At 56.9% G+C, this 25,427-nt stretch carries 32 protein-coding genes; all 32 read right to left on the reverse strand.

Annotated features, from left to right (window positions below; translation table 11 throughout):
• Window positions 1-15: 15 nt before the first annotated feature.
• On the reverse strand, window positions 16-372 hold the full coding sequence (rpsM, locus tag P0Y58_27455) for a 30S ribosomal protein S13 (protein WEK30572.1): 357 nt from the start codon (window positions 370-372) through the stop codon (window positions 16-18).
• 129 nt (window positions 373-501) lie between these two features.
• Entirely contained in the window at window positions 502-618 is a 117-nt protein-coding gene (gene rpmJ / locus P0Y58_27460; protein ID WEK30573.1) for a 50S ribosomal protein L36, read from the reverse strand.
• A 28-nt stretch (window positions 619-646) separates the two neighbouring features.
• A complete protein-coding gene (gene secY / locus P0Y58_27465; GenBank protein ID WEK30574.1) occupies window positions 647-1,978 on the reverse strand; it encodes a preprotein translocase subunit SecY in 1,332 nt (443 codons plus the stop codon).
• Window positions 1,979-2,413 carry a 50S ribosomal protein L15 gene (gene rplO / locus P0Y58_27470; protein WEK30575.1) on the reverse strand — a complete coding sequence of 145 codons (435 nt, stop codon included), beginning with the start codon at window positions 2,411-2,413 and terminating at the stop codon, window positions 1,979-1,981.
• 3 nt (window positions 2,414-2,416) lie between these two features.
• Window positions 2,417-2,593, reverse strand: coding sequence for a 50S ribosomal protein L30 (rpmD, locus tag P0Y58_27475; protein ID WEK30576.1), 177 nt, complete (start codon window positions 2,591-2,593; stop codon window positions 2,417-2,419).
• A gap of 2 nt (window positions 2,594-2,595) precedes the next feature.
• Entirely contained in the window at window positions 2,596-3,096 is a 501-nt protein-coding gene (gene rpsE, locus P0Y58_27480) for a 30S ribosomal protein S5 (protein ID WEK30577.1), read from the reverse strand.
• Between the two features lie 3 nt (window positions 3,097-3,099).
• Window positions 3,100-3,450 carry a 50S ribosomal protein L18 gene (gene rplR, locus P0Y58_27485; protein ID WEK30578.1) on the reverse strand — a complete coding sequence of 117 codons (351 nt, stop codon included), beginning with the start codon at window positions 3,448-3,450 and terminating at the stop codon, window positions 3,100-3,102.
• 10 nt (window positions 3,451-3,460) lie between these two features.
• Complete coding sequence (gene rplF, locus P0Y58_27490; GenBank protein WEK30579.1) at window positions 3,461-3,994, reverse strand: 50S ribosomal protein L6; 534 nt, start codon at window positions 3,992-3,994, stop codon at window positions 3,461-3,463.
• Between the two features lie 12 nt (window positions 3,995-4,006).
• On the reverse strand, window positions 4,007-4,399 hold the full coding sequence (gene rpsH, locus P0Y58_27495; GenBank protein ID WEK30580.1) for a 30S ribosomal protein S8: 393 nt from the start codon (window positions 4,397-4,399) through the stop codon (window positions 4,007-4,009).
• A 209-nt stretch (window positions 4,400-4,608) separates the two neighbouring features.
• A complete protein-coding gene (gene rpsN / locus P0Y58_27500; protein WEK30581.1) occupies window positions 4,609-4,914 on the reverse strand; it encodes a 30S ribosomal protein S14 in 306 nt (101 codons plus the stop codon).
• 13 nt (window positions 4,915-4,927) lie between these two features.
• The gene (gene rplE, locus P0Y58_27505) at window positions 4,928-5,467 is read right to left on the reverse strand and encodes a 50S ribosomal protein L5 (GenBank protein WEK30582.1); all 540 of its coding nucleotides are present in this window, start codon (window positions 5,465-5,467) and stop codon (window positions 4,928-4,930) included.
• A 20-nt stretch (window positions 5,468-5,487) separates the two neighbouring features.
• Entirely contained in the window at window positions 5,488-5,802 is a 315-nt protein-coding gene (gene rplX, locus P0Y58_27510; protein ID WEK30583.1) for a 50S ribosomal protein L24, read from the reverse strand.
• 11 nt (window positions 5,803-5,813) lie between these two features.
• Window positions 5,814-6,182: a 50S ribosomal protein L14 gene (gene rplN, locus P0Y58_27515; GenBank protein ID WEK30584.1), complete on the reverse strand. Its 369-nt coding sequence runs from the start codon at window positions 6,180-6,182 to the stop codon at window positions 5,814-5,816.
• Window positions 6,183-6,205: 23 nt separating this feature from the next.
• The gene (gene rpsQ, locus P0Y58_27520; protein ID WEK30585.1) at window positions 6,206-6,472 is read right to left on the reverse strand and encodes a 30S ribosomal protein S17; all 267 of its coding nucleotides are present in this window, start codon (window positions 6,470-6,472) and stop codon (window positions 6,206-6,208) included.
• A 2-nt stretch (window positions 6,473-6,474) separates the two neighbouring features.
• Window positions 6,475-6,666: a 50S ribosomal protein L29 gene (rpmC, locus tag P0Y58_27525; protein ID WEK30586.1), complete on the reverse strand. Its 192-nt coding sequence runs from the start codon at window positions 6,664-6,666 to the stop codon at window positions 6,475-6,477.
• The gene (gene rplP / locus P0Y58_27530; protein WEK30587.1) at window positions 6,666-7,079 is read right to left on the reverse strand and encodes a 50S ribosomal protein L16; all 414 of its coding nucleotides are present in this window, start codon (window positions 7,077-7,079) and stop codon (window positions 6,666-6,668) included. Before rplP ends, rpmC begins: the two co-directional genes overlap by 1 nt.
• 12 nt (window positions 7,080-7,091) lie before the next feature.
• Window positions 7,092-7,778 (reverse strand): 30S ribosomal protein S3, encoded by a 687-nt coding sequence (gene rpsC, locus P0Y58_27535; protein WEK30588.1) that lies wholly within the window; start codon window positions 7,776-7,778, stop codon window positions 7,092-7,094.
• A gap of 13 nt (window positions 7,779-7,791) precedes the next feature.
• Window positions 7,792-8,124 carry a 50S ribosomal protein L22 gene (gene rplV / locus P0Y58_27540; GenBank protein WEK30589.1) on the reverse strand — a complete coding sequence of 111 codons (333 nt, stop codon included), beginning with the start codon at window positions 8,122-8,124 and terminating at the stop codon, window positions 7,792-7,794.
• Between the two features lie 11 nt (window positions 8,125-8,135).
• Window positions 8,136-8,411: a 30S ribosomal protein S19 gene (gene rpsS / locus P0Y58_27545; protein WEK30590.1), complete on the reverse strand. Its 276-nt coding sequence runs from the start codon at window positions 8,409-8,411 to the stop codon at window positions 8,136-8,138.
• Between the two features lie 16 nt (window positions 8,412-8,427).
• Window positions 8,428-9,252: a 50S ribosomal protein L2 gene (gene rplB / locus P0Y58_27550; protein WEK30591.1), complete on the reverse strand. Its 825-nt coding sequence runs from the start codon at window positions 9,250-9,252 to the stop codon at window positions 8,428-8,430.
• A gap of 14 nt (window positions 9,253-9,266) precedes the next feature.
• Window positions 9,267-9,566 (reverse strand): 50S ribosomal protein L23, encoded by a 300-nt coding sequence (rplW, locus tag P0Y58_27555; GenBank protein ID WEK30592.1) that lies wholly within the window; start codon window positions 9,564-9,566, stop codon window positions 9,267-9,269.
• Window positions 9,563-10,165: a 50S ribosomal protein L4 gene (rplD, locus tag P0Y58_27560; GenBank protein WEK30593.1), complete on the reverse strand. Its 603-nt coding sequence runs from the start codon at window positions 10,163-10,165 to the stop codon at window positions 9,563-9,565. Before rplD ends, rplW begins: the two co-directional genes overlap by 4 nt.
• Window positions 10,166-10,177: 12 nt before the next feature.
• A complete protein-coding gene (gene rplC, locus P0Y58_27565) occupies window positions 10,178-10,813 on the reverse strand; it encodes a 50S ribosomal protein L3 (protein ID WEK30594.1) in 636 nt (211 codons plus the stop codon).
• A gap of 80 nt (window positions 10,814-10,893) precedes the next feature.
• On the reverse strand, window positions 10,894-11,205 hold the full coding sequence (gene rpsJ / locus P0Y58_27570; GenBank protein WEK30595.1) for a 30S ribosomal protein S10: 312 nt from the start codon (window positions 11,203-11,205) through the stop codon (window positions 10,894-10,896).
• A 142-nt stretch (window positions 11,206-11,347) separates the two neighbouring features.
• The gene (tuf, locus tag P0Y58_27575; protein ID WEK30596.1) at window positions 11,348-12,541 is read right to left on the reverse strand and encodes an elongation factor Tu; all 1,194 of its coding nucleotides are present in this window, start codon (window positions 12,539-12,541) and stop codon (window positions 11,348-11,350) included.
• Window positions 12,542-12,572: 31 nt separating this feature from the next.
• Window positions 12,573-14,720 (reverse strand): elongation factor G, encoded by a 2,148-nt coding sequence (gene fusA, locus P0Y58_27580; GenBank protein WEK30597.1) that lies wholly within the window; start codon window positions 14,718-14,720, stop codon window positions 12,573-12,575.
• Window positions 14,721-14,750: 30 nt separating this feature from the next.
• Window positions 14,751-15,221 (reverse strand): 30S ribosomal protein S7, encoded by a 471-nt coding sequence (gene rpsG / locus P0Y58_27585; GenBank protein WEK30598.1) that lies wholly within the window; start codon window positions 15,219-15,221, stop codon window positions 14,751-14,753.
• Window positions 15,222-15,327: 106 nt separating this feature from the next.
• Window positions 15,328-15,699 carry a 30S ribosomal protein S12 gene (gene rpsL, locus P0Y58_27590; GenBank protein WEK30599.1) on the reverse strand — a complete coding sequence of 124 codons (372 nt, stop codon included), beginning with the start codon at window positions 15,697-15,699 and terminating at the stop codon, window positions 15,328-15,330.
• A gap of 211 nt (window positions 15,700-15,910) precedes the next feature.
• Window positions 15,911-20,110: a DNA-directed RNA polymerase subunit beta' gene (gene rpoC / locus P0Y58_27595; protein WEK30600.1), complete on the reverse strand. Its 4,200-nt coding sequence runs from the start codon at window positions 20,108-20,110 to the stop codon at window positions 15,911-15,913.
• A 64-nt stretch (window positions 20,111-20,174) separates the two neighbouring features.
• Window positions 20,175-24,248: a DNA-directed RNA polymerase subunit beta gene (gene rpoB / locus P0Y58_27600; protein WEK30601.1), complete on the reverse strand. Its 4,074-nt coding sequence runs from the start codon at window positions 24,246-24,248 to the stop codon at window positions 20,175-20,177.
• A 220-nt stretch (window positions 24,249-24,468) separates the two neighbouring features.
• Window positions 24,469-24,834, reverse strand: a complete 366-nt coding sequence (gene rplL / locus P0Y58_27605; protein ID WEK30602.1) for a 50S ribosomal protein L7/L12 — start codon at window positions 24,832-24,834, stop codon at window positions 24,469-24,471.
• 78 nt (window positions 24,835-24,912) lie between these two features.
• Window positions 24,913-25,413, reverse strand: coding sequence for a 50S ribosomal protein L10 (gene rplJ / locus P0Y58_27610; GenBank protein ID WEK30603.1), 501 nt, complete (start codon window positions 25,411-25,413; stop codon window positions 24,913-24,915).
• Window positions 25,414-25,427: the final 14 nt, after the last annotated feature.

Genomic DNA, 25,427 nt, shown 5'->3' on the forward strand with positions numbered 1-25,427 from the left:
TATATTCCTGGGCGGTTACTTGCGGATCGGCTTACGCGGGCCCTTACGGGTGCGTGCGTTGGTCTTGGTGCGCTGACCGCGAACCGGCAGACCTTTACGATGACGCAGGCCGCGGTAGCAACCCAGGTCCATCAAGCGTTTGATCTTCATGTTGATGTCACGACGCAGATCACCTTCGGTGGTGAACTTCGCGACTTCGCCACGCAGGGTTTCGATTTGCTCGTCGCTCAGATCCTTGATCTTAGCGGCTGGATTTACACCAGTGTCTGCACAGATCTTCTGCGCAGTTGTGCGACCGACACCATAGATGTAGGTCAGCGAGATAACAGTATGCTTGTTATCTGGAATGTTGACGCCTGCAATACGGGCCATTCAGTGGGACTCCAATTGACAGCTACCTACGCCCCGGAAGCCAAGAAATAGGGCGCGAGATAATATCGCTGTAGAAACGATTAATCAACCCAGCAGCACACTAGCTGCTGGGTTTGTCGCAAATCACACTCAGCCTTGGCGCTGTTTGTGACGCGGTTCCGCGCTGCAGATCACTCGAACGACGCCTTCGCGACGGATGATCTTGCAGTTACGGCACAGCTTTTTCACCGATGCACGAACTTTCATTACCGACTCCTCGAACCTTAGGGGCGTATCAGCGCAGCAAACCGCTGCCACCGTAGCCTTTCAGGTTGGCTTTCTTCATCAGGGATTCGTACTGGTGCGAAACGAGGTGCGATTGTACTTGGGACATGAAGTCCATCACAACCACTACCACAATCAGCAACGAGGTCCCGCCAAGGTAGAACGGCACATTTGCTGCCACCACCAGGAACTGGGGCAGAAGGCATACGGCCATCATGTAAAGAGCACCGAACATGGTCAAACGAGTCAGAACGCCATCAATGTAGCGCGCAGACTGCTCACCAGGACGGATACCCGGAATAAAGGCACCGGACTTCTTCAGGTTTTCCGCTACGTCTTTCGGGTTGAACATCAACGCTGTGTAGAAGAAGCAGAAGAAAATGATCCCTGCACTAAACAGCAGAATGTTCAACGGCTGACCAGGAGCGATCGACTGCGAGATGTCCTGCAGCCAGCCCATACCTTCGGACTGACCGAACCAGGCACCCAGCGAAGCCGGGAACAGCAAAATGCTGCTCGCGAAAATGGCCGGGATAACCCCCGCCATGTTCACCTTCAGCGGCAAGTGGCTGGTCTGCGCAGCAAAAACCTTGCGGCCCTGCTGACGCTTGGCGTAGTGAACGGCGATACGACGCTGACCACGCTCAATGAACACCACAAAACCGATAATCGCTACTGCCAGCAAACCGATAGCGACCAGGGCGAAAATGTTGATATCGCCTGTGCGTGCAGACTCGAAAGACTGCCCGATTGCTCTCGGAAGACCGGCAACGATACCTGCGAAGATCAACATCGAGATACCGTTGCCCACACCGCGCTCGGTGATCTGCTCGCCCAGCCACATCATGAACATCGCGCCTGCCACGAAAGTGGAGACGGCAACGACATGGAAGCCCAGGCCCGCAGAAAACGCCACGCCCTGGTTGGCCAGGCCAATGGACATGCCAATGGCTTGAACCAGTGCCAGGATAACGGTGCCGTAGCGGGTGTACTGGCTGATCTTGCGACGGCCAGCTTCACCTTCCTTCTTCAACTGCTCCAGTTGCGGGCTGACCGCCGTCATCAGCTGCATGATGATCGATGCCGAAATGTACGGCATGATCCCCAGTGCAAAGATGCTCATGCGCTCAAGCGCGCCACCGGAAAACATGTTGAACAAGCTAAGAATGGTCCCCTCATTCTGCCGAAACAGATCCGCCAGACGGTCCGGATTGATGCCGGGAACCGGGATATGCGCACCTATCCGATAGACGATGATCGCCATGAACAGAAAGCGCAGACGAGCCCAGAGTTCCGACATCCCGCCCTTACCGAGCGAAGAGAGAGCACCTTGCTTAGCCATTTATTCCTCGAATTTGCCGCCAGCTGCTTCGATAGCCGCACGCGCACCTTTGGTGACGGCGATACCCTTGAGGGTGACTGCGCGAGTGACTTCGCCCGACAGCATGATTTTCACACGCTGTACGTGCTGGCCGATCACGTTGGCGTCCTTGAGGGACTGAACGGTGATCAGATCGCCTTCCACTTTGGCCAGCTCGGACAGACGCACTTCTGCGCGGTCCATGGCTTTCAGGGAAACGAAGCCGAATTTCGGCAGACGACGGTGCAGCGGCTGTTGACCGCCTTCGAAGCCCGGAGCAATCGAACCACCCGAACGGGAGGTTTGACCTTTGTGGCCACGGCCGCCGGTCTTACCCAGACCGCTACCGATACCACGACCCGGACGATGCTTTTCGCGACGGGAACCCGGCGCTGGACTCAGATCATTGAGTTTCATCGATTAACCCTCGACGCGCAGCATGTAGTAAGCCTTGTTGATCATCCCGCGATTCTCGGGAGTATCCAGGACTTCTACAGTGTGACCGATGCGACGCAGACCCAGGCCCTTAACACACAGTTTGTGGTTAGGCAGACGACCCGAGACGCTCTTGATCAGCGTTACTTTTACGGTTGCCATGATCAGAAGATCTCCTCGACGCTCTTGCCGCGCTTGGCAGCAATGGATTCAGGAGATTGCATGGCTTTCAGACCCTTGAAGGTGGCGTAAACCACGTTCACTGGGTTGGTCGAACCGTAGCACTTGGCCAGTACGTTCTGAACGCCAGCAACTTCCAGGACGGCACGCATAGCGCCGCCGGCGATGATACCGGTACCTTCCGAGGCAGGCTGCATGTAAACCTTCGAGGCGCCGTGGGCAGCCTTGGTGGCGTACTGCAGGGTGGTGCCCTTCAGGTCAACCTGGATCATGTTGCGACGAGCAGCTTCCATGGCTTTCTGGATCGCAGCAGGTACTTCGCGCGATTTGCCACGGCCGAAACCTACACGACCTTTACCATCACCCACCACGGTCAACGCGGTGAAGGTGAAGATACGGCCGCCTTTTACGGTCTTGGCAACGCGGTTAACCTGAACCAGCTTCTCGATGTAGCCTTCGTCGCGCTTTTGATCGTTATTTGCCATAACTTAGAACTCCAGCCCGCCTTCACGAGCAGCATCAGCCAGCGCTTTGACGCGGCCATGGTACTTGAAGCCGGAACGGTCAAAGGCAACTTGAGATACACCGGCGGCTTTCGCACGCTCAGCTACCAGCTTGCCAACCTTAGTGGCCGCGTCGATGTTGCCAGTGGCGCCATCACGCAGGTCTTTGTCCAAGGTCGAGGCGCTTGCCAGAACCTTGCTGCCGTCGGCCGAAATGACCTGGGCATAGATGTGCTGCGAGGAGCGGAACACGCACAGGCGCACGACTTCGAGTTCGTGCATCTTGAGACGTGCTTTGCGAGCGCGACGCAGTCGAGTAACTTTTTTGTCGGTCATTTACTAGGCCCTACTTCTTCTTGGCTTCTTTACGACGGACTACTTCGTCCGCGTAACGCACACCTTTGCCTTTGTAAGGCTCTGGTGGACGGAAGTCGCGGATTTCAGCGGCCACCTGACCTACCAGCTGCTTGTCGATACCCTTGATCAGGATATCGGTCTGGCTAGGCGTTTCAGCGGTGATACCGGCTGGCAGTTCGTAGTCGATTGGATGCGAGAAGCCCAGGGCCAGGTTCAGGACGGTGCCTTTAGCCTGTGCCTTGTAACCAACACCGACCAGCTGGAGCTTACGCTCGAAGCCTTGGCTTACGCCCTGGACCATGTTGTTGACCAGTGCACGGGTAGTACCGGCCATGGCACGAGCTTGCTGGTCACCATTGCGAGCGACGAAGCGCAGCTCACCAGACTCTTCGGTAACTTCAACAGACGAGTGAACGTTCAGTTCGAGGGAGCCCTTGGCACCCTTCACCGAAAGCTGTTGACCGGCGAATTTGACTTCGACACCGGACGGCAGCTTTACGGGGTTCTTAGCGACGCGAGACATGTCTATCCCCCCTTAGAACACTGTGCACAGAACTTCGCCGCCGACACCGGCAGCGCGCGCAGCGCGATCAGTCATCACACCTTTGTTGGTGGAGACAATAGACACGCCCAGACCGCCACGTACTTTCGGCAGATCGGTGACGGCCTTGTACTGGCGCAGGCCTGGACGGCTGGAGCGCTTCAGTTCCTCGATGACCGGACGGCCTTCGAAGTACTTCAGTTCGATCGACAGGGAAGGCTTGGCTTCACCAGTTACCTGGTAGCCAGCGATGTAACCTTCGTCCTTCAGAACTTTGGCAACCGCAACCTTCAGGGTAGAAGAAGGCATGCTTACGACGGACTTTTCAGCCATCTGGGCATTACGGATGCGAGTTAGCATGTCCGCTAACGGGTCCTGCATACTCATGGGCTAGATGCTCCTGATACAAGAATTATTAGCCTTGCGGCTATGACAACCACCTGAGCGGATTGGGCAGAAAACCCAGGCTCGGGTGAGCCGATCATTCTAGACACAAGGCAGAAACGAAACAAGCCCCATATAGGGGCTTGTTTCTTGGCGAGGTCACCGGCGGTCGGAAGATTGCTCCCCTTCCACCGGGATCACACCGACAGCGATTACCAGGAGGCCTTGACCAGACCTGGTACGTCGCCGCGCATTGCCGCTTGACGCAGCATGTTACGGCCCAGGCCGAACTTACGGTATACACCGTGAGGACGACCGGTCAGGCGGCAACGGTTGCGCAGACGCGCAGCGCTGGCATCACGTGGCTGCTTCTGCAGAGCGACAACGGCAGCAAAACGCTCTTCTGGAGAGGCGTTCAGGTTGACGATGGTCGCTTTCAGCTCAGCACGCTTCTTAGCGAACTTTGCTACCGTGAGCTGACGCTTCAGCTCGCGGTTTTTCATGCTCTTCTTGGCCATTTTCCTACTCCAATCAGTTGCGGAACGGGAACTTGAAAGCACGCAGCAGAGCGCGGCCTTCGTCGTCCGAACGAGCAGTGGTGGTCAGGGTGATGTCCAAACCGCGCAGAGCATCGATCTTGTCGTAATCGATTTCCGGGAAGATGATCTGCTCTTTCACGCCCATGCTGTAGTTGCCACGGCCATCGAAGGACTTGGCATTCAGGCCGCGGAAGTCGCGAACCCGAGGCAGGGAGATCGCCAGCAGGCGGTCCAGGAATTCGTACATCTTGTCGCTACGCAGGGTCACCTTGACGCCGATCGGCCATCCTTCGCGGACTTTGAAGCCAGCGATGGATTTGCGAGCGAAAGTCACAACGGCCTTTTGACCGGTGATTTTTTCCATGTCGGCCACAGCGTGCTCGATGACTTTTTTGTCGCCGATCGCTTCGCCCAGACCCATGTTCAGGGTGATTTTGGTAACGCGCGGAACTTCCATCACGTTCGACAGCTTAAGTTCTTCCTTAAGCTTAGGAGCGATTTCGTTCCGGTAAATCTCTTTCAGTCGTGCCATGGTCTTCTACCTAGCAGTGTTCAAGCATCAACCGCTTTTTGGGTCGACTTGAAGACACGAATTTTCTTACCGTCTTCTACTTTGAAACCAACGCGGTCAGCCTTGTTGGTTTCGCCGTTGAAGATGGCAACGTTGGAAGCGTGCAGAGGCGCTTCTTTCTCGACGATACCGCCCTGAACGCCCGCCATCGGGTTAGGCTTGGTATGACGCTTGACCAGGTTCACACCACCGATGACCAGACGGTCATCAGCCAGAACCTTCAGCACCTTACCGCGCTTACCTTTGTCTTTGCCGGCGATCACGATGATCTCGTCGTCACGACGAATCTTTTGCATGTCGGATCTCCTTACAGCACTTCAGGGGCGAGCGAGACGATCTTCATGAACTTCTCAGTACGAAGTTCACGGGTCACTGGCCCGAAGATGCGAGTGCCGATCGGCTCTTGCTTGTTGTTCAGCAGAACAGCAGCGTTGCCGTCGAAACGAATGATGGAACCGTCAGCGCGACGAACACCGTGACGGGTGCGCACAACAACAGCAGTCATCACCTGGCCTTTTTTGACCTTACCGCGCGGAATTGCTTCCTTGACGGTTACTTTGATGATGTCACCGATGCCGGCGTAACGGCGGTGGGAACCGCCGAGCACCTTGATGCACATGACGCGACGCGCGCCGCTGTTATCGGCCACATCGAGCATGGATTGAGTCTGAATCATAAAATTTCTCCGACCCCTAGCCCTTAGACTTCAACAGCGCGTTCGAGGACTTCAACCAGCGCCCAAGACTTGGTCTTGGCCAGCGGACGGGTTTCGGTAATGGAAACCTTGTCGCCGATCTTGCACTGATTGGTTTCGTCGTGCGCGTGCAGCTTAGTCGAACGCTTAACGTATTTACCGTAGATCGGGTGCTTTACGCGACGCTCGATCAGAACGGTGATGGTCTTGTCCATTTTGTCACTGACGACACGGCCAGTCAGCGTACGGACGGTTTTTTCAGCTTCAGCCATGATCACTTACCTGCCTGCTGGTTGAGCACAGTTTTCACGCGAGCGATGTCACGCTTAACTTGCGAGAGCAGGTGCGACTGCCCCAACTGGCCAGTTGCTTTCTGCATGCGCAGATTGAACTGGTCGCGCAGCAAGCCGAGCAGTTGCTCGTTCAGCTGCTGTGCCGATTTTTCACGAAGTTCATTCGCTTTCATCACATCACCGTCCGCTTAACAAAGGAGGTGGCGAGAGGCAGCTTTGCAGCAGCCAGGGCGAAAGCTTCGCGCGCCAGCTCTTCAGAAACACCCTCGATCTCATACAGGACTTTGCCTGGCTGAATCTGGGCAACCCAGTATTCCACGGAGCCCTTACCTTTACCCATACGAACCTCAAGAGGCTTTTTGGAGATCGGCTTGTCCGGGAACACACGGATCCAGATCTTACCGCCACGTTTAACGTGACGGGTCAACGCACGACGTGCGGACTCGATCTGGCGAGCGGTGAGGCGACCACGAGCAACAGCCTTCAGGGCGAATTCGCCGAAGCTGACTTTGCTACCGCGCAGTGCCAGACCACGGTTGTGGCCAGTCATCTGCTTGCGGAATTTTGTACGCTTTGGTTGCAACATTTGGCGTACCCCTTACTTAGCAGCTTTTTTACGAGGCGCTGGTGCTTGTGGTTTCAGTTCTTCTTGGCGACCACCAATAACTTCGCCTTTGAAGATCCAAACCTTCACACCGATCACACCGTAAGTGGTGTGAGCTTCGTAGGTGTTGTAGTCGATATCAGCACGCAGGGTGTGCAGGGGCACACGACCTTCGCGATACCACTCGGTACGAGCAATCTCGGCGCCGCCGAGACGACCGCTCACCTGGATCTTGATGCCCTTGGCACCAATACGCATGGCGTTCTGCACGGCGCGCTTCATGGCGCGACGGAACATTACGCGGCGTTCCAGCTGCTGAGCTACGCTTTGCGCAACCAGCATGGCGTCGAGTTCCGGCTTGCGGATCTCTTCGATGTTGATGTGCACAGGCACACCCATCTTTTTGGTCAGGTCCTGACGCAGTTTCTCAACGTCCTCACCTTTCTTCCCGATAACAATACCTGGACGAGCGGTGTGGATGGTGATGCGTGCAGTTTGGGCCGGACGATGGATATCGATACGGCTTACGGACGCGCTTTTTAGTTTGTCTTGGAGGTACTCACGCGTTTGCAGATCCTTCAACAGGTAGTCTGCATAAGTCGCGCCGTCTGCGTACCAGACGGAAGTGTGCTCCTTGACGATTCCCAGGCGAATGCCAGTGGGATGTACTTTCTGACCCATCTGATCGACTCCGTTACTTGTCAGCAACCTTGACAGTGATATGGCAAGACCGCTTGACGATGCGATCTGCGCGGCCTTTGGCACGCGGCATGATGCGCTTCAGCGAACGCCCTTCGTTGACGAAAACGGTGGAGACCTTCAGGTCATCAACGTCTGCGCCTTCGTTGTGTTCGGCGTTGGCTACGGCCGACTCGAGGACTTTCTTCATGATTTCAGCGGCTTTTTTGCTGCTGAAAGCCAACAGGTTGAGCGCTTCGCCCACCTTCTTCCCGCGGATCTGGTCGGCGACCAAGCGGGCTTTCTGGGCGGAGATTCGAGCGCCCGACAACTTAGCGGCTACTTCCATTTCCTAACCCCTTAACGCTTGGCTTTCTTGTCAGCCACGTGCCCGCGATAAGTGCGGGTACCGGCGAACTCGCCCAGTTTATGGCCGACCATGTCTTCGTTCACGAGAACTGGAACATGCAGGCGACCGTTGTGAACCGCGATGGTCAGACCGACCATTTGTGGCAGGATCATCGAACGACGCGACCAGGTTTTAACTGGCTTGCGATCATTCTTCTCCACCGCCACTTCGACCTTCTTCAACAGGTGAAGATCGATAAAAGGACCTTTTTTCAGAGAACGTGGCACTGTCGTATCCCTCTAGTTACTTGCGACGACGGACGATCATTTTGTCGGTACGCTTATTACCGCGGGTTTTTGCACCCTTGGTTGGGAAGCCCCATGGCGATACCGGATGACGACCACCAGAGGTACGACCTTCACCACCACCATGTGGGTGGTCAACCGGGTTCATGGCAACACCACGAACGGTTGGGCGAACGCCGCGCCAGCGTTTGGCACCAGCTTTACCCAGCGAGCGCAGGCTGTGCTCGGAGTTCGAGACTTCGCCCAGGGTCGCACGGCACTCAGCCAGTACTTTACGCATCTCACCGGAGCGCAGACGCAGAGTCACGTACACGCCGTCACGAGCGATCAGCTGAGCCGAAGCACCAGCGGAACGAGCGATCTGAGCACCTTTACCCGGCTTCAGTTCGACGCCGTGAATGGTGCTACCTACTGGAATGTTGCGCAGCTGCAGGGAGTTACCGGCCTTGATTGGGGCCAGGGCACCTGCGATCAGCTGGTCGCCAGCACTCACGCCTTTAGGGGCGATGATGTAGCGACGCTCACCGTCTGCGTAGCACAGCAGGGCGATGTGAGCAGTACGGTTCGGGTCGTATTCGATACGCTCGACAGTGGCTGGAATGCCATCTTTGTCGTTGCGACGGAAGTCAACCAGACGGTAATGCTGCTTATGACCACCACCAACGTGACGAGTGGTAATGCGGCCATTGTTGTTACGACCACCAGACTTCGATTTCTTCTCGAGCAGCGGTGCGTGAGGAGCGCCTTTGTGCAGCTCCTTGTTGACCACCTTGACCACGAAACGGCGGCCAGGGGAAGTCGGTTTGCATTTAACGATTGCCATGATGCACCCCTTCCTTACTCAGCACTGCTGCTGAAATCGAGATCTTGGCCTGGCTGAAGGGATACGATCGCCTTCTTCCAGTCATTACGCTTGCCCAGACCACGTGCGGTACGCTTGGTTTTACCCAGAACGTTAACAGTCGACACGTTTTCAACTTTTACGTTGAACAGGCCTTCGACAGCTTTCTTGATTTCCAGCTTGGTTGCGTCAGTAGCAACCTTGAATACGAACTGGCCTTTCTTCTCAGCCAGAACGGTAGCCTTCTCGGAAACGTGCGGGCCAAGGAGGACTTTGAATACGCGTTCCTGGTTCATCCCAGCAGCTCCTCGAATTTCTTCACGGCCGAGACAGTGATCAACACTTTCTCGTATGCGATCAGACTGACCGGGTCGGAACCTTGTACGTCACGTACGTCGACGTGCGGCAGGTTACGAGCAGCCAGGTACAGGTTCTGATCAACAGCGTCCGAAACGATCAGTACGTCGGTCAGACCCATGCCGTTCAGCTTGTTCAGCAGATCTTTGGTTTTCGGTGCTTCAACAGCGAAGTCCTGAACCACGACCAGACGGTCGCTACGCACCAGCTCAGCAAGGATGGAGCGCAGAGCTGCGCGGTACATCTTCTTGTTGAGCTTCTGCGAGTGATCTTGAGGGCGAGCTGCGAAGGTTACACCACCGCCACGCCAGATCGGACCACGAGTGGTACCAGCACGAGCACGGCCAGTACCCTTCTGACGCCATGGGCGCTTACCGCCACCGGAAACGTCGGAACGGGTCTTTTGCTGCTTGGTGCCCTGACGGCCGCCGGCCATGTAGGCCACGACTGCTTGGTGTACCAGCGTCTCGTTGTATTCGCCACCGAAAGTCAGTTCGGAAACTTCGATCGCCTGAGCGTCATTTACATTAAGTTGCATGTCAGTTTCCCCTTAACCGCGAGCCTTGACAGCTGGACGTACAACCACGTCGCCGCCAGTAGCGCCAGGTACGGCACCCTTGATCAGCAGCAGGTTGCGTTCAGCGTCTACGCGAACTACTTCCAGGGACTGAACAGTCACGCGCTCGGCGCCCATGTGACCGGACATTTTCTTGCCCTTGAACACACGACCAGGAGTCTGGCACTGGCCGATGGAACCAGGAACACGGTGCGACACGGAGTTACCGTGGGTGTTGTCCTGACCACGGAAGTTCCAGCGCTTGATGGTACCGGCAAAGCCTTTACCTTTCGACTGACCAGTAACGTCAACCAGCTGGCCTTCAGTGAAGAGTTCAGCTTTGATCAGATCGCCAGCCTGGAAATCGCCTTCTTCAAGACGGAACTCCCAAACACCGCGACCAGCGGCAACGTTGGCCTTGGCGAAGTGGCCTGCCTGAGCGGCAGTCACACGCGAAGCACGACGCTCGCCGACAGTGATTTGCACTGCACGGTAGCCATCGGTTTCTTCGGTTTTGAACTGGGTGACGCGATTCGGCTCGATCTCAATGACCGTGACCGGAATGGAGACACCTTCTTCGGTGAAAACGCGGGTCATACCGCATTTACGCCCGACTACACCAATAGTCATGTTGTAACCTCATGAGTGTACGGGGCTTTCACCCGCTATGGCCGCCCATTTCAGAGCGTTACACGGTTAAGACCGAAGTCTTAGCCGAGGCTGATCTGCACTTCCACACCTGCCGCGAGATCAAGCTTCATCAGCGCATCAACGGTTTTATCCGTTGGCTGGACGATGTCCAGAACACGCTTATGAGTGCGAATCTCGTACTGGTCACGCGCGTCTTTGTTGACGTGCGGGGAAACCAGAACGGTGAAACGCTCTTTGCGGGTAGGCAGTGGAATTGGACCACGCACTTGTGCACCAGTACGTTTCGCGGTTTCCACGATTTCCTGGGTGGATTGGTCGATCAGGCGATGGTCAAAAGCCTTCAACCTGATTCGGATTTGCTGATTTTGCATTGGATTTCAGACTCCAGGCTGTTCCCAACGGACGCACTACGCCCGCTAAAAGGAGGCGTGATTCTATAGACGCCTCAATTTAGTGTCAACCGAATAAAAAAAACCCCCGCTGAGCGGGGGTCTTTTTCAATCGCTCGAGTGATTACTCGATGATTTTGGCTACGACGCCGGCGCCGACGGTACGACCGCCTTCACGGATAGCGAAGCGCAGACCGTCTTCCATTGCGATGGTCTTGATCAGGGTGACAACCATCTGGATGTTGTCGCCTGGCATTACCATTTCAACGCCTTCCGGCAGTTCGCAGTTACCGGTCACGTCAGTGGTACGGAAGTAGAACTGAGGACGGTAGCCTTTGAAGAACGGAGTGTGACGACCGCCTTCTTCTTTCGACAGAACGTAGACTTCTGCGGTGAACTTGGTGTGCGGCTTGACCGAACCTGGCTTGACCAGAACCTGGCCACGCTCAACGTCATCACGCTTGGTACCACGCAGCAGAACGCCGCAGTTCTCGCCAGCACGGCCTTCGTCCAGCAGCTTGCGGAACATCTCAACACCGGTGCAGGTGGTGGTTTGAGTGTCACGCAGACCAACGATTTCCAGCGCTTCCTGAACCTTGACGATACCGCGCTCGATACGACCGGTAACAACAGTACCGCGACCGGAGATCGAGAACACGTCTTCGATTGGCATCAGGAACGGCTTGTCGATAGCACGCTCTGGCTCTGGGATGTAGCTGTCCAGAGTTTCGACCAGCTTACGAACGGCAGTGGTGCCCATTTCGTTGTCGTCTTTGCCTTCCAGCGCCATACGAGCCGAACCGATGATGATCGGGGTGTCGTCGCCTGGGAAGTCGTAGGTGGACAGCAGGTCGCGAACTTCCATCTCGACCAGTTCCAGCAGCTCAGCGTCGTCTACCAGGTCAGCCTTGTTCAGGAAGACCACGATGTACGGAACGCCAACCTGACGGGACAGCAGGATGTGCTCACGGGTTTGTGGCATCGGACCATCGGCGGCCGAGCAAACCAGGATCGCGCCGTCCATCTGGGCAGCACCAGTGATCATGTTCTTCACGTAGTCAGCGTGACCTGGGCAGTCAACGTGAGCGTAGTGACGAATGGTCGAGTTGTATTCGACGTGAGCGGTGTTGATGGTGATACCGCGCGCTTTTTCTTCCGGAGCCGAGTCGATCTTGTCGAAGTCAACGATTGCGGAACCGAAAACTTCGGAGCAAACGCGAGTCAGAGCTGCGGTCAGAGTGGTCTTACCGTGGTCAACGTGGCCGATAGTGCCGACGTTAACGTGGGGAAGGGAACGATCAAATTTTTCTTTAGCCACGACAGTGAACTCCTAGCCTAAAGGGGCTGAATCAGCCTTGTTTTTTAACGAGAGCTTCGACGATGTTCGACGGAGCTTCGGCATATTTAGAGAATTCCATGGAGTAGCTTGCGCGACCCTGAGACATGGAACGAACGTCGGTTGCATAACCGAACATCTCTCCGAGCGGCACTTCAGCACGGATAACCCTGCCGGAGACCGAATCATCCATACCCTGGATCAGACCACGACGACGGTTCAGGTCACCCATCACGTCACCCATGTAGTCCTCAGGGGTTACAACTTCAACCTTCATGATCGGCTCGAGAACCTGGCCGCCGCCCTTCTGGGCCAGCTGCTTGGTTGCCATCGAAGCAGCGACCTTGAACGCCATTTCGTTGGAGTCGACGTCGTGGTACGAACCGTCGAATACCGTGGCCTTGAGGCCGATCAGAGGATAGCCGGCAACGACGCCGTTCTTCATCTGCTCTTCGATACCCTTCTGGATCGGGGCGATGAATTCCTTAGGAATCACACCACCAACGACTTCGTTGGTGAACACCAGACCTTCGGTGATGTTGCCTTTTTCGTCTACGTCCGGCTCCGAGAAACGGATCCAGCAGTGACCGAACTGACCACGACCACCCGACTGACGAACGAACTTGCCTTCGATCTCGACGTTGGACTTGGTGATCCGCTCGCGGTACGAAACCTGCGGCTTACCGATGTTGGCTTCGACGTTGAACTCGCGCTTCATGCGGTCAACGAGGATGTCCAGGTGAAGCTCGCCCATACCCGAAATGATGGTCTGGCCGGTTTCTTCGTCGGTCTTGACGCGGAACGACGGGTCTTCCTGAGCAAGCTTGCCCAGTGCGATACCCATCTTTTCCTGGTCCTGCTTGGTCTTCGGCTCAACAGCTACCGAGATCACAGGCTCCGGGAAGTCCATACGCTCGAGGATCACTGGCTTGTCGGCGTTGCACAGGGTGTCACCAGTGGTGACGTCCTTCATGCCGATCAGCGCAGCAATGTCGCCCGCACGTACTTCTTTGATCTCTTCACGCTGGTTGGCGTGCATCTGGACCATACGACCAACGCGCTCTTTCTTGCCCTTGACCGAGTTGATGACGGAGTCACCGGAGGTCAGGAAGCCCGAATAGACACGGACGAAAGTCAGAGTACCAACGAACGGGTCGGTGGCAATCTTGAACGCCAGAGCCGAGAACGGCTCGTCATCGGAAGCGTGACGCTCGATGTAGTCTTCAGCAACCAGCTCGTCCTTCGGCTTCTCGATGAGATCCGGGTGGATACCTTTGATCGCAGGGATCTCGGTAGGAGCAGGCAGGAAGTCGATAACGGCGTCGAGAACCAGGGGAACACCCTTGTTCTTGAACGACGAACCGCAGACAGCCGGAACGATCTCGCTGGCCAGGGTGCGCGCGCGCAGACCGGCTTTGATTTCGTCGATGGTCAGCTCTTCGCCTTCCAGGTACTTGTTCATCAGCTCTTCGCTGGACTCGGCAGCCGCTTCAACCATGTTGGAGCGCCACTCTTGAGCCAGCTCAAGCATGTCGGCAGGAATTTCTTCCTCGCGCGGCGAAGTACCCTTGTCGTCGTCGTTCCAGTAGACAGCCTTCATCTTGATCAGATCGATCTGACCTTGGAAGTTGTCTTCCGAACCGATAGCCAACTGGATCGGAACCGGGGTGTGACCCAGGCGGTTCTTGATCTGGCCGATAACGCGCAGGAAGTCAGCGCCGGCGCGGTCCATCTTGTTCACGTAGACAACACGTGGAACGCCGTACTTGTTGGCTTGACGCCATACGGTTTCGGACTGCGGCTCAACGCCGGAGGTACCGCAGAACACAACGACCGCGCCGTCGAGCACGCGCAGCGAACGCTCTACTTCAATAGTGAAGTCAACGTGGCCAGGGGTGTCGATGACGTTTACGCGGTAGTTGTCGTACTGACCGGTGGAGCCTTTCCAGAAGGTGGTTACAGCAGCGGAGGTAATGGTAATACCCCGCTCCTGCTCCTGCACCATCCAGTCGGTGGTCGCGGCGCCATCATGCACCTCGCCCATCTTGTGGCTCAGGCCTGTGTAAAACAGGATCCGCTCGGTAGTGGTGGTCTTGCCCGCGTCAACGTGCGCACAGATACCAATGTTACGGTAGCGGTTAATTGCTGTAGTACGAGCCATAAAGCCCTCGCAAAGTGATTGATGCCTGAATTAGAAGCGGTAGTGCGAGAACGCTTTGTTGGCCTCGGCCATACGGTGAACGTCTTCACGCTTCTTGACTGCAGCACCTTTGCCTTCAGCAGCATCCAGCAGCTCACCAGCCAGGCGCAGAGCCATCGACTTCTCGCCGCGCTTGCGGGCGTAGTCTACGAGCCAGCGCATTGCCAGAGCATTACGACGGGAAGGACGAACTTCAACCGGGACCTGGTAAGTGGCACCGCCTACACGGCGGGACTTTACTTCGACCAGCGGAGCGATGGCGTCGAGAGCTTTCTCGAAGATTTCCAGGGGGTCGCTGTTCTTGCGTTCTTTAACCTTGTCCAGAGCACCGTAAACGATGCGCTCGGCCACGGCCTTCTTGCCGCTTTCCATCACGTGGTTCATGAACTTGGCGAGGATTTGGGATCCGTATTTAGGATCGTCCAGAATCTCACGTTTTGCTGCTACACGACGTCTTGGCATGATAAGCCCTCAAACGGTCTTCAGGTTAGCCCGGGACGTGGGTCTTCGACCCCTGCCCGACCTTACTCTTATCGACTCAAAAAAATGGATGTGTGCAAACGGCCGATTACTTCGGACGCTTGGTACCGTACTTCGAACGACCCTGGTTACGGCCTTTAACGCCCGAAGTATCCAGAGAGCCGCGAACGGTGTGGTAACGAACACCTGGCAAGTCTTTTACACGGCCGCCACGGATCAGGACGACGCTGTGCTCTTGCAGGTTGTGGCCTTCACCGCCGATGTACGAGGAAACCTCGAAACCGTTGGTCAGGCGCACACGGCATACTTTACGCAGTGCCGAGTTAGGTTTTTTCGGCGTGGTGGTGTACACGCGGGTGCACACGCCACGACGTTGCGGGCAGTTCTGCAGCGCAGGAACGTCGGACTTCTCGACCGAACGCTTACGCGGCTGACGTACCAGCTGGTTGATAGTTGCCATCTACTAGCTCCACTGATTGTCTTGCGACTCTATTGTCTTGCAAGAAAGCCAAAAATTGACGAGACGAAGCCCCACCAAATTTGAGGGTACAAAAGTCTACGGAGGATCTTGCACCCAGTCAAGACGAAGCCCCGGCCCTCCCCGCCCGATCATCGGCAACATTTTATGTCGCCGATGGCCGTTCGGGGTTTGCCGGGGCCCTGCCCTGTACTTAATTACCGCTGGAGTTCAGTGCTTCGGTCAGTGCGGCTTCGACCTCACTGGCGCTCACACGCAGCGGTTTGTCGGCTTCACGGCGACGCTTGCGCTCGCTGTGGTAGGCCAGACCGGTACCAGCCGGGATCAGACGACCCACGACCACGTTCTCTTTCAGGCCGCGCAGGTAGTCGCGCTTGCCGGTTACCGCCGCTTCGGTCAGTACGCGGGTAGTTTCCTGGAAGGAAGCCGCGGAAATGAACGATTCGGTCGACAGCGACGCCTTGGTGATACCCAGCAGCACGCGGGTGAACTTGGAGATGAACTTGTCATCACCGGCGAGACGCTCGTTCTCTACCAGTACATGAGTCAGCTCCATCTGGTCGCCCTTGATGAAGGTTGAGTCACCCGACTCTGCGATCTCGACCTTGCGCAGCATCTGACGCAGGATGGTCTCGATGTGCTTGTCGTTGATCTTAACGCCTTGCAGACGGTAAACGTCCTGGATCTCGTTGACGATGTACTTCGCCAGCGCGCTCACACCCAGCAGACGCAGGATGTCGTGCGGATCGCTCGGGCCGTCGGAGATAACTTCGCCGCGGTTTACCTGTTCGCCTTCGAAGACGTTGAGGTGGCGCCACTTCGGAATCAGCTCTTCGTACGGATCGCTGCCGTCGGTCGGAGTGATGACCAGACGACGTTTGCCCTTGGTCTCTTTACCGAACGCGATGGTGCCGCTGACTTCAGCCAGAATCGAGGCTTCTTTCGGACGACGCGCTTCGAACAAGTCGGCAACGCGCGGCAGACCACCGGTGATGTCGCGGGTTTTCGACGTTTCTTGCGGGATACGCGCGATAACGTCACCAACACCGATCTGTGCACCGTCGGCCACACCTACCAAGGCGTTAGCTGGCAGGAAGTACTGAGCCGGTACGTCGGTACCTGGCAGGTACAGGTCCTTGCCATTGGCATCGACCATCTTGATTGCCGGACGGATTTCCTTGCCTGCGGCAGGGCGATCCTTGACGTCCAGTACTTCAATGTTGGTCAGACCAGTCAGTTCGTCGGTCTGGCGCTTGATGGTGATGTTTTCTTCCATGCCCACGAAGGTCACGGTACCTTTCAGCTCGGTAACGATCGGGTGGGTGTGCGGGTCCCACTTGGCGACGATGGCGCCAGCTTCGACCTTCTCACCTTCCTTGACCGAAATCACCGCACCGTAAGGCAGCTTGTAACGCTCACGCTCACGACCGAACTCGTCGGCAATGGCCAGCTCGCCAGAACGCGAAACAGCAACCAGGTTGCCATCGGCGCGCACGACATGCTTCAGGTTGTGCAGACGAACCATACCGCCGTTCTTCACCTGGACGCTGTCGGCAGCCGAAGTACGGCTTGCAGCACCACCGATGTGGAACGTACGCATGGTCAGCTGGGTACCCGGCTCACCGATCGACTGGGCAGCGATAACGCCAACAGCTTCGCCGATGTTCACCTGGTGACCGCGCGCCAGGTCACGACCGTAGCACTTGGCACAGATGCCGTAACGGGTATCGCAGTTGATCGGCGAACGCACGATCACTTCGTCGATACTGTTCAGCTCGATGAACTCGACCCACTGCTCGTCGACCAGGGTACCGGCCGGAACGATAACGTCCTCGGTGCCAGGCTTGAACACGTCACGGGCAATCACACGACCCAGTACACGCTCACCCAGCGGCTCTACAACGTCACCGCCTTCAATGTGCGGAGTCATCAGCAGGCCATTGTCGGTGCCGCAGTCGATCTCGGTCACGACCAGATCCTGAGCAACGTCCACCAGACGACGAGTCAGGTAACCGGAGTTCGCGGTTTTCAACGCGGTATCCGCCAGACCTTTACGAGCACCGTGAGTCGAGATGAAGTACTGGAGTACGCTCAGACCTTCACGGAAGTTCGCAGTGATCGGCGTCTCGATGATCGAGCCGTCCGGCTTGGCCATCAGGCCACGCATACCGGCCAGCTGACGGATCTGGGCAGCGGAACCACGGGCACCGGAGTCAGCCATCATGTACATCGAGTTGAAGGACTCTTGATCGACTTCGTTGCCGTCGCGGTCGATGACTTTCTCTTTCGAGAGGTTGGCCATCATCGCCTTGGACACTTCGTCGTTCGCCTTCGACCACAAGTCGATGACCTTGTTGTACTTCTCGCCCTGGGTTACCAGGCCGGAGGCGTACTGGCTTTCGATTTCCTTCACTTCATCGGTCGCGCTGTTGATGATGCGCGCTTTCTCATCAGGGATGACAAAGTCGTTCACACCAATGGACACGCCAGAGATGGTGGAGTAAGCAAAACCGGTGTACATCAGCTGGTCAGCGAAGATAACGGTCTCTTTCAGACCAACCACGCGGTAGCACTGGTTGATCAGCTTGGAGATCGCCTTCTTCTTCATCGGCTGGTTAACCACGTCGTACGGCAGGCCTGCCGGTACAACCTGGAACAGCAGCGCACGGCCGACAGTGGTGTCGACGATACGGGTGTTCTTGACGCTGCTGCCATCACGGTCGTTCACGGTCTCGTTGATACGGACCTTGATTTTCGCGTGCAGGGCAGCTTCGCCGGCGCGGAATACGCGGTCGACTTCCTGCAGGTCGGCAAATACGCGACCTTCGCCCTTGGCGTTGATGGCCTCACGGGTCATGTAGTACAGACCCAGTACAACGTCCTGCGACGGAACGATGATTGGCTCACCGTTGGCTGGCGACAGAATGTTGTTGGTCGACATCATCAGCGCGCGCGCTTCGAGCTGGGCTTCCAGCGTCAGCGGCACGTGAACGGCCATCTGGTCACCGTCGAAGTCGGCGTTGTACGCGGCACAGACCAGCGGGTGCAGCTGGATAGCCTTACCTTCGATCAGTACCGGTTCAAAGGCCTGGATACCCAGACGGTGCAGAGTCGGTGCACGGTTGAGCAGCACGGGGTGTTCGCGAATCACTTCGGCGAGAACGTCCCACACCTCTGGCAGCTCGCGCTCGACCATCTTCTTGGCAGCCTTGATGGTGGTCGCCAGACCACGCATTTCCAGCTTGCCGAAAATGAACGGCTTGAACAGCTCGAGGGCCATCTTCTTCGGCAGACCGCACTGGTGCAGACGCAGGGTCGGGCCTACGGTAATTACCGAACGGCCGGAGTAGTCCACACGCTTACCGAGCAAGTTCTGACGGAAGCGACCTTGCTTACCTTTGATCATGTCGGCCAGGGACTTCAGCGGACGCTTGTTCGAGCCAGTGATGGCGCGACCGCGACGGCCGTTGTCCAGCAGGGCGTCGACCGCCTCCTGCAGCATGCGCTTTTCGTTGCGCACGATGATGTCCGGCGCCGACAGATCCAGCAGGCGCTTCAGGCGGTTGTTACGGTTGATCACCCGACGATACAGGTCGTTCAGGTCGGAGGTCGCGAAGCGGCCACCATCCAGCGGGACCAGCGGACGCAGGTCCGGCGGCAGCACTGGCAGGACGGTCAGGACCATCCACTCAGGCAGGTTGCCCGAGCCCTGGAAAGCTTCCATCAGCTTCAGGCGCTTGGACAGCTTCTTGATCTTGGTTTCCGAGTTGGTCTGCGGAATTTCTTCGCGCAGGCGACCGATCTCGTGCTCCAGGTCGATAGCGTGCAGCAGCTCGCGGACAGCCTCGGCACCCATGCGGGCGTCGAAATCATCACCGAACTCTTCCAGCGCTTCGAAGTACTGCTCGTCGTTCAGCAACTGGCCCTTTTCAAGGGTGGTCATGCCCGGGTCGATAACAACGTAGCTCTCGAAATAGAGCACGCGCTCGATGTCACGCAGGGTCATGTCCATCAGCAGGCCGATACGGGACGGCAGCGACTTCAGGAACCAGATGTGGGCAACCGGCGAGGCCAGTTCGATGTGCGCCATGCGCTCACGACGAACTTTTGCCAAGGCAACTTCAACGCCGCACTTCTCGCAGATCACACCGCGGTGCTTGAGGCGCTTGTACTTGCCGCACAGGCACTCGTAGTCCTTGACTGGGCCAAAGATCTTGGCGCAGAACAAGCCGTCACGTTCAGGCTTGAACGTACGGTAGTTGATGGTTTCCGGCTTCTTGACTTCACCGAACGACCACGAACGGATCATTTCAGGCGACGCCAGACCGATGCGGATGGCGTCGAACTCTTCGACTTGACCCTGGTTTTTCAGCAAATTCAGTAGGTCTTTCAAGGCCTTTCCTCCTGGCGGAGCAGGAAGCGGGCTGTACCAGCCCCGCCCCCCTTCGCGTCACGTGTTATTCGGTTTCCAGATCGATATCGATACCGAGCGAACGAATCTCTTTGATCAACACGTTGAAGGACTCGGGCATGCCCGGCTCCATACGGTGATCGCCATCCACGATGTTTTTGTACATCTTGGTACGGCCGTTCACGTCGTCCGACTTCACTGTGAGCATTTCTTGCAGGGTGTATGCCGCGCCGTATGCTTCCAGCGCCCACACTTCCATTTCCCCGAAACGCTGACCACCGAACTGTGCCTTACCACCCAGCGGCTGCTGGGTAACCAGGCTGTAGGAACCAGTGGAACGCGCGTGCATCTTGTCGTCCACCAAGTGGTTCAGCTTGAGCATGTACATGTAACCCACGGTCACAGGACGCTCGAACTTGTTGCCAGTACGGCCATCGAACAGCACCATCTGGCCGCTTTCTGGCAGGTCTGCCAGCTTCAGCATGGCCTTGATCTCGCTTTCCTTGGCACCGTCGAAGACTGGAGTGGCCATAGGCACACCCTTCTTCAGGTTGTTTGCCAGAGCGAAGATCTCTTCGTCAGTGAACTCTTCCAAGCTCTCCTGACGACCACCGATCTCGTTGTAGATCTCGGTGAGGAAGGTACGCAGTTCAGCAGCTTTGCGTTGCTCTTCGATCATGCGGTCGATCTTCTCGCCCAGACCTTTGGCCGCGAGGCCCAGGTGGGTTTCAAGGATCTGACCGACGTTCATACGCGAAGGTACGCCCAGCGGGTTCAGTACGACATCAACCGGAGTACCGTTGGCATCGTGCGGCATGTCTTCAACCGGCATGATTACCGAGACAACACCCTTGTTACCGTGACGACCGGCCATCTTGTCACCCGGCTGGATGCGACGGCGGATTGCCAGGTAAACCTTGACGATCTTCAGTACGCCCGGAGCCAGGTCATCGCCCTGCTGCAGCTTGCGTTTCTTGTCTTCGAACTTGTCGTCCAGCAGACGGCGACGGTCGACGATGTACTGCTGAGCCTTTTCCAGCTGCTCGTTCAGTGCATCTTCAGCCATGCGCAGTTTGAACCACTGGCCGTGCTCCAGACCGTCCAGCACGTCATCAGCAATCACGGTGCCTTTCTTCAGGCCCGCGCCACCGTCGACTACCTGGCCGTTCAGGGCAGAACGCAGGCGCTCGAAGGTTGCACCTTCAACGATACGGAACTCTTCGTTGAGGTCCTTGCGGATCTCGTCCAGCTGCATCTTCTCGATGGCCAGGGCGCGAGTGTCGCGCTCTACGCCATCGCGGGTGAAGACCTGTACGTCAATGACAGTACCCTTGGTGCCGGTTGGCACGCGCAGGGAGGTGTCCTTAACGTCGCTGGCCTTCTCACCGAAGATTGCGCGCAACAGTTTTTCTTCCGGCGTCAGCTGGGTTTCGCCTTTTGGCGTGACCTTACCGACCAGGATGTCGCCAGCGCCTACTTCAGCACCTACGTAAACGATACCGGCTTCGTCCAGCTTGTTCAGTGCGGCTTCACCCACGTTCGGGATGTCCGCAGTGATTTCCTCTGGGCCAAGCTTGGTGTCACGCGCCACACAGGTCAGTTCCTGGATGTGGATGGTGGTAAAGCGGTCTTCCTGAACCACACGCTCGGACAGACAGATGGAGTCTTCGAAGTTGAAGCCGTTCCACGCCATGAACGCGATGCGCATGTTCTGACCCAGCGCCAGTTCACCCATGTCGGTGGACGGGCCGTCGGCCATGATGTCGCTGCGCTGAACCTGGTCACCCTTGCTCACCAGCGGCCGCTGGTTGATGCAGGTGTTCTGGTTCGAACGGGTGTACTTGGTCAGGTTGTAGATATCCACACCTGCTTCACCCGTTTCGACTTCGTCGTCATTGACGCGAACGACGATACGGCTGGCGTCGACCGAATCGATCACACCACCGCGACGAGCAACTACGCAGACACCGGAGTCACGGGCAACGTTGCGCTCCATGCCGGTACCTACCAGCGGCTTGTCAGCACGCAGGGTTGGTACAGCCTGACGCTGCATGTTCGAACCCATCAACGCACGGTTGGCGTCGTCGTGCTCGAGGAATGGAATCAGCGAGGCAGCAACGGAAACAACCTGCTTCGGCGAAACGTCCATCAGGGTGACGTCTTCCGGCGCCTTGACGGTGAATTCGTTCAGGTGACGAACGGCTACCAGCTCATCGATCAGTTGCTTCTTGTCGTTCATCGCGGCCGAAGCCTGGGCGATGACGTGATCCGCTTCTTCAATGGCCGACAGGAACACGATGTCGTCGCTGACAACGCCTTCCTTCACCACACGGTACGGGCTTTCCAGGAAGCCGTACTGGTTGGTGCGGGCGTAGGCCGCCAGGGAGTTGATCAGACCGATGTTCGGACCTTCAGGGGTCTCGATCGGGCACACACGACCGTAGTGGGTCGGGTGTACGTCACGGACTTCAAAGCCAGCACGCTCACGGGTCAGACCGCCCGGGCCGAGTGCAGAGACGCGGCGCTTGTGGGTGATCTCGGAGAGCGGGTTGTTCTGGTCCATGAACTGGGACAGCTGGCTGGAACCGAAGAACTCTTTCACCGCCGCCGCAACCGGTTTGGCGTTGATCAGGTCCTGTGGCATCAAGCCTTCGCTTTCCGCCATCGACAGGCGTTCCTTGACCGCGCGCTCAACACGCACCAGGCCAACGCGGAACTGGTTCTCGGCCATCTCGCCGACGCAACGTACGCGACGGTTACCCAGGTGGTCGATGTCGTCGACAATGCCTTTGCCGTTACGGATATCGACCAGGGTCTTGAGGACCTCGACGATGTCTTCCTTGCTCAGCACGCCCGAACCTTCGATCTCGGTACGACCGATACGACGGTTGAACTTCATGCGGCCGACTGCGGACAGGTCGTAACGCTCGGCGCTGAAGAACAGGTTGTTGAACAGGGTCTCGGCGGCATCCTTGGTCGGCGGCTCACCTGGACGCATCATGCGGTAGATCTCGACCAGGGCTTCCAGCTGATTGCTGGTGGTGTCGATCTTCAGGGTGTCGGAGATGAACGGACCGCAATCGATGTCGTTGGTGTACAGGGTCTCGATACGGACGACCTGTGCCTTGGCGACTTTGATCAGCAGATCGGTGGTCAGCTCGGTGTTGCACTCAGCCAGGATCTCGCCAGTAGCCGGGTGCACAATGGCCTTGGCCGAGGTGCGACCCAGGACGTATTCCATTGGAACGTCCAGCTGCTTGACGCCGGCCTTCTCGAGCTGGTTGATGTGGCGCGCTGTAATACGGCGGCCCTGCTCGACAATGACTTTGCCGTTTTCGTCATGGATGTCCATGACCGCAACTTCACCACGCAGACGCTGCGGCACCAGTTCCAGGCTGAGATTTTCGCCAGAAACGTGGAACACGTTGGTGGTGTAGAAGGTATTCAGCACTTCTTCAGTGCTGTAACCCAAGGCGCGCAGCAGCACAGACGCCGGCAGTTTGCGGCGACGGTCGATACGCACGAACACGCAGTCTTTCGGGTCGAACTCGAAGTCCAGCCAGGAACCGCGGTAAGGGATGATGCGAGCGGAGTACAGCAGCTTGCCGGAGCTGTGAGTCTTGCCACGGTCGTGGTCGAAGAACACACCAGGCGAACGGTGCAGCTGGGAAACGATCACACGCTCGGTACCGTTGATAACGAAGGTACCGTTCTCAGTCATCAGGGGGATTTCACCCATGTAGACTTCTTGCTCTTTGATGTCCTTGATCGCCTTGTTCGACGATTCCTTGTCGAAGATGATCAGGCGCACCTTGACCCGCAGTGGGACCGCGAAGGTCACGCCACGCAGGACACATTCCTTCACATCGAAGGCAGGCTCGCCCAGGCGATAGCCTACGTACTCCAAGGCAGCATTGCCGGAGTAGCTGATGATCGGGAATACCGATTTGAAGGCCGCGTGCAGGCCGACGTCGCGGAAGTGATCCTTGGATGCTCCCGCTTGCAGGAATTCGCGATACGAATCCAGCTGGATGGCCAGGAGGTAAGGCACATCCATAACGTCCGGCAACTTGCTAAAGTCCTTGCGGATACGTTTTTTCTCAGTGTATGAGTAAGCCATCAGCGTTCCCCAGCTTGGTCACCTGCTTGTTTGGCTTCTCCCGACGGGAGCAGCCAGAAAATCGTGCAAACCCCTTGGTTTGCGCCACCCACATGGGTGTCTTGCAGCTTGTCATCGGGGCCGACTTGACCGGCCACCAATAACGGAAAAAGGCCGGTGGCATAAGCCACCAGCCATCAGCCCTTCGCTTAACGCTTAGGCTGGCATCGCAAAGTCGAAATTACTTCAGCTCGACTTTAGCGCCTGCTTCTTCCAGCTTCTTCTTAGCGTCTTCAGCGGCTTCTTTCGAAACGCCTTCAGCTACAACCTGAGGAGCGCCATCGACTTTCTCTTTGGCTTCTTTCAGGCCCAGACCGGTCAGCTCACGAACGGCTTTAATCACGTTCACTTTCTTCTCGCCGGCTTCCAGCAGAACAACGTTGAACTCGGTCTGCTCTTCAACAACGGCAGCAGCAGCAGCTGGGCCAGCAGCGGCAACAGCAGCGGTAACGCCGAAGGTTTCTTCCATTGCTTTGATCAGCTCAACAACTTCCAGAACGGTTTTCTGGCCGATTGCTTCGATGATTTGCTCGTTAGTCAGGGACATGACTTAAATCCTGTATTGGGGTGACAGCCTACGCAGCCATCAAATTAAACATATGATTTTGAAAGAGATTACGCTGCCTTAGGCAGCAGCAGCTTCTTTCTGGTCGCGAACGGCCGCCAGAGTACGAGCCAGCTTGCTGGTAGCGCCTTGAATCACGCTCATCAGACGTGCGATAGCTTCGTCACGGGTCGGCAAGGTAGCCAGTACATCGATCTGGTTGGCGGCAATGAAATTGCCGGCAAACGCAGCTGCCTTGATCTCGAACTTGTCCTGACCCTTGGCGAACTCTTTGAACAGACGAGCAGCAGCGCCCGGGTGTTCGTTGGAGAATGCAATCAGGGTCGGGCCTTTGAACGCGTCGTTGAGGATCGAAAATTCGGTGCCTTCAACAGCGCGCTTGAGCAGGGTGTTACGTACGACACGTACGTAAACGCCAGCTTCGCGGGCCTCTTTACGGAGTCCGGTCATTGCGCTTACAGTCACACCACGGGCATCAGCCACAACAGCGGACAGAGCGACTTTGGCAGCCTCGTTGACTTCAGCGACGATGGCCTTCTTGTCTTCGAGTTTAATTGCCACGGGTTTACTCCTGG

Source organism: Candidatus Pseudomonas phytovorans (assembly GCA_029202525.1).
GTDB lineage: Bacteria > Pseudomonadota > Gammaproteobacteria > Pseudomonadales > Pseudomonadaceae > Aquipseudomonas > Aquipseudomonas phytovorans.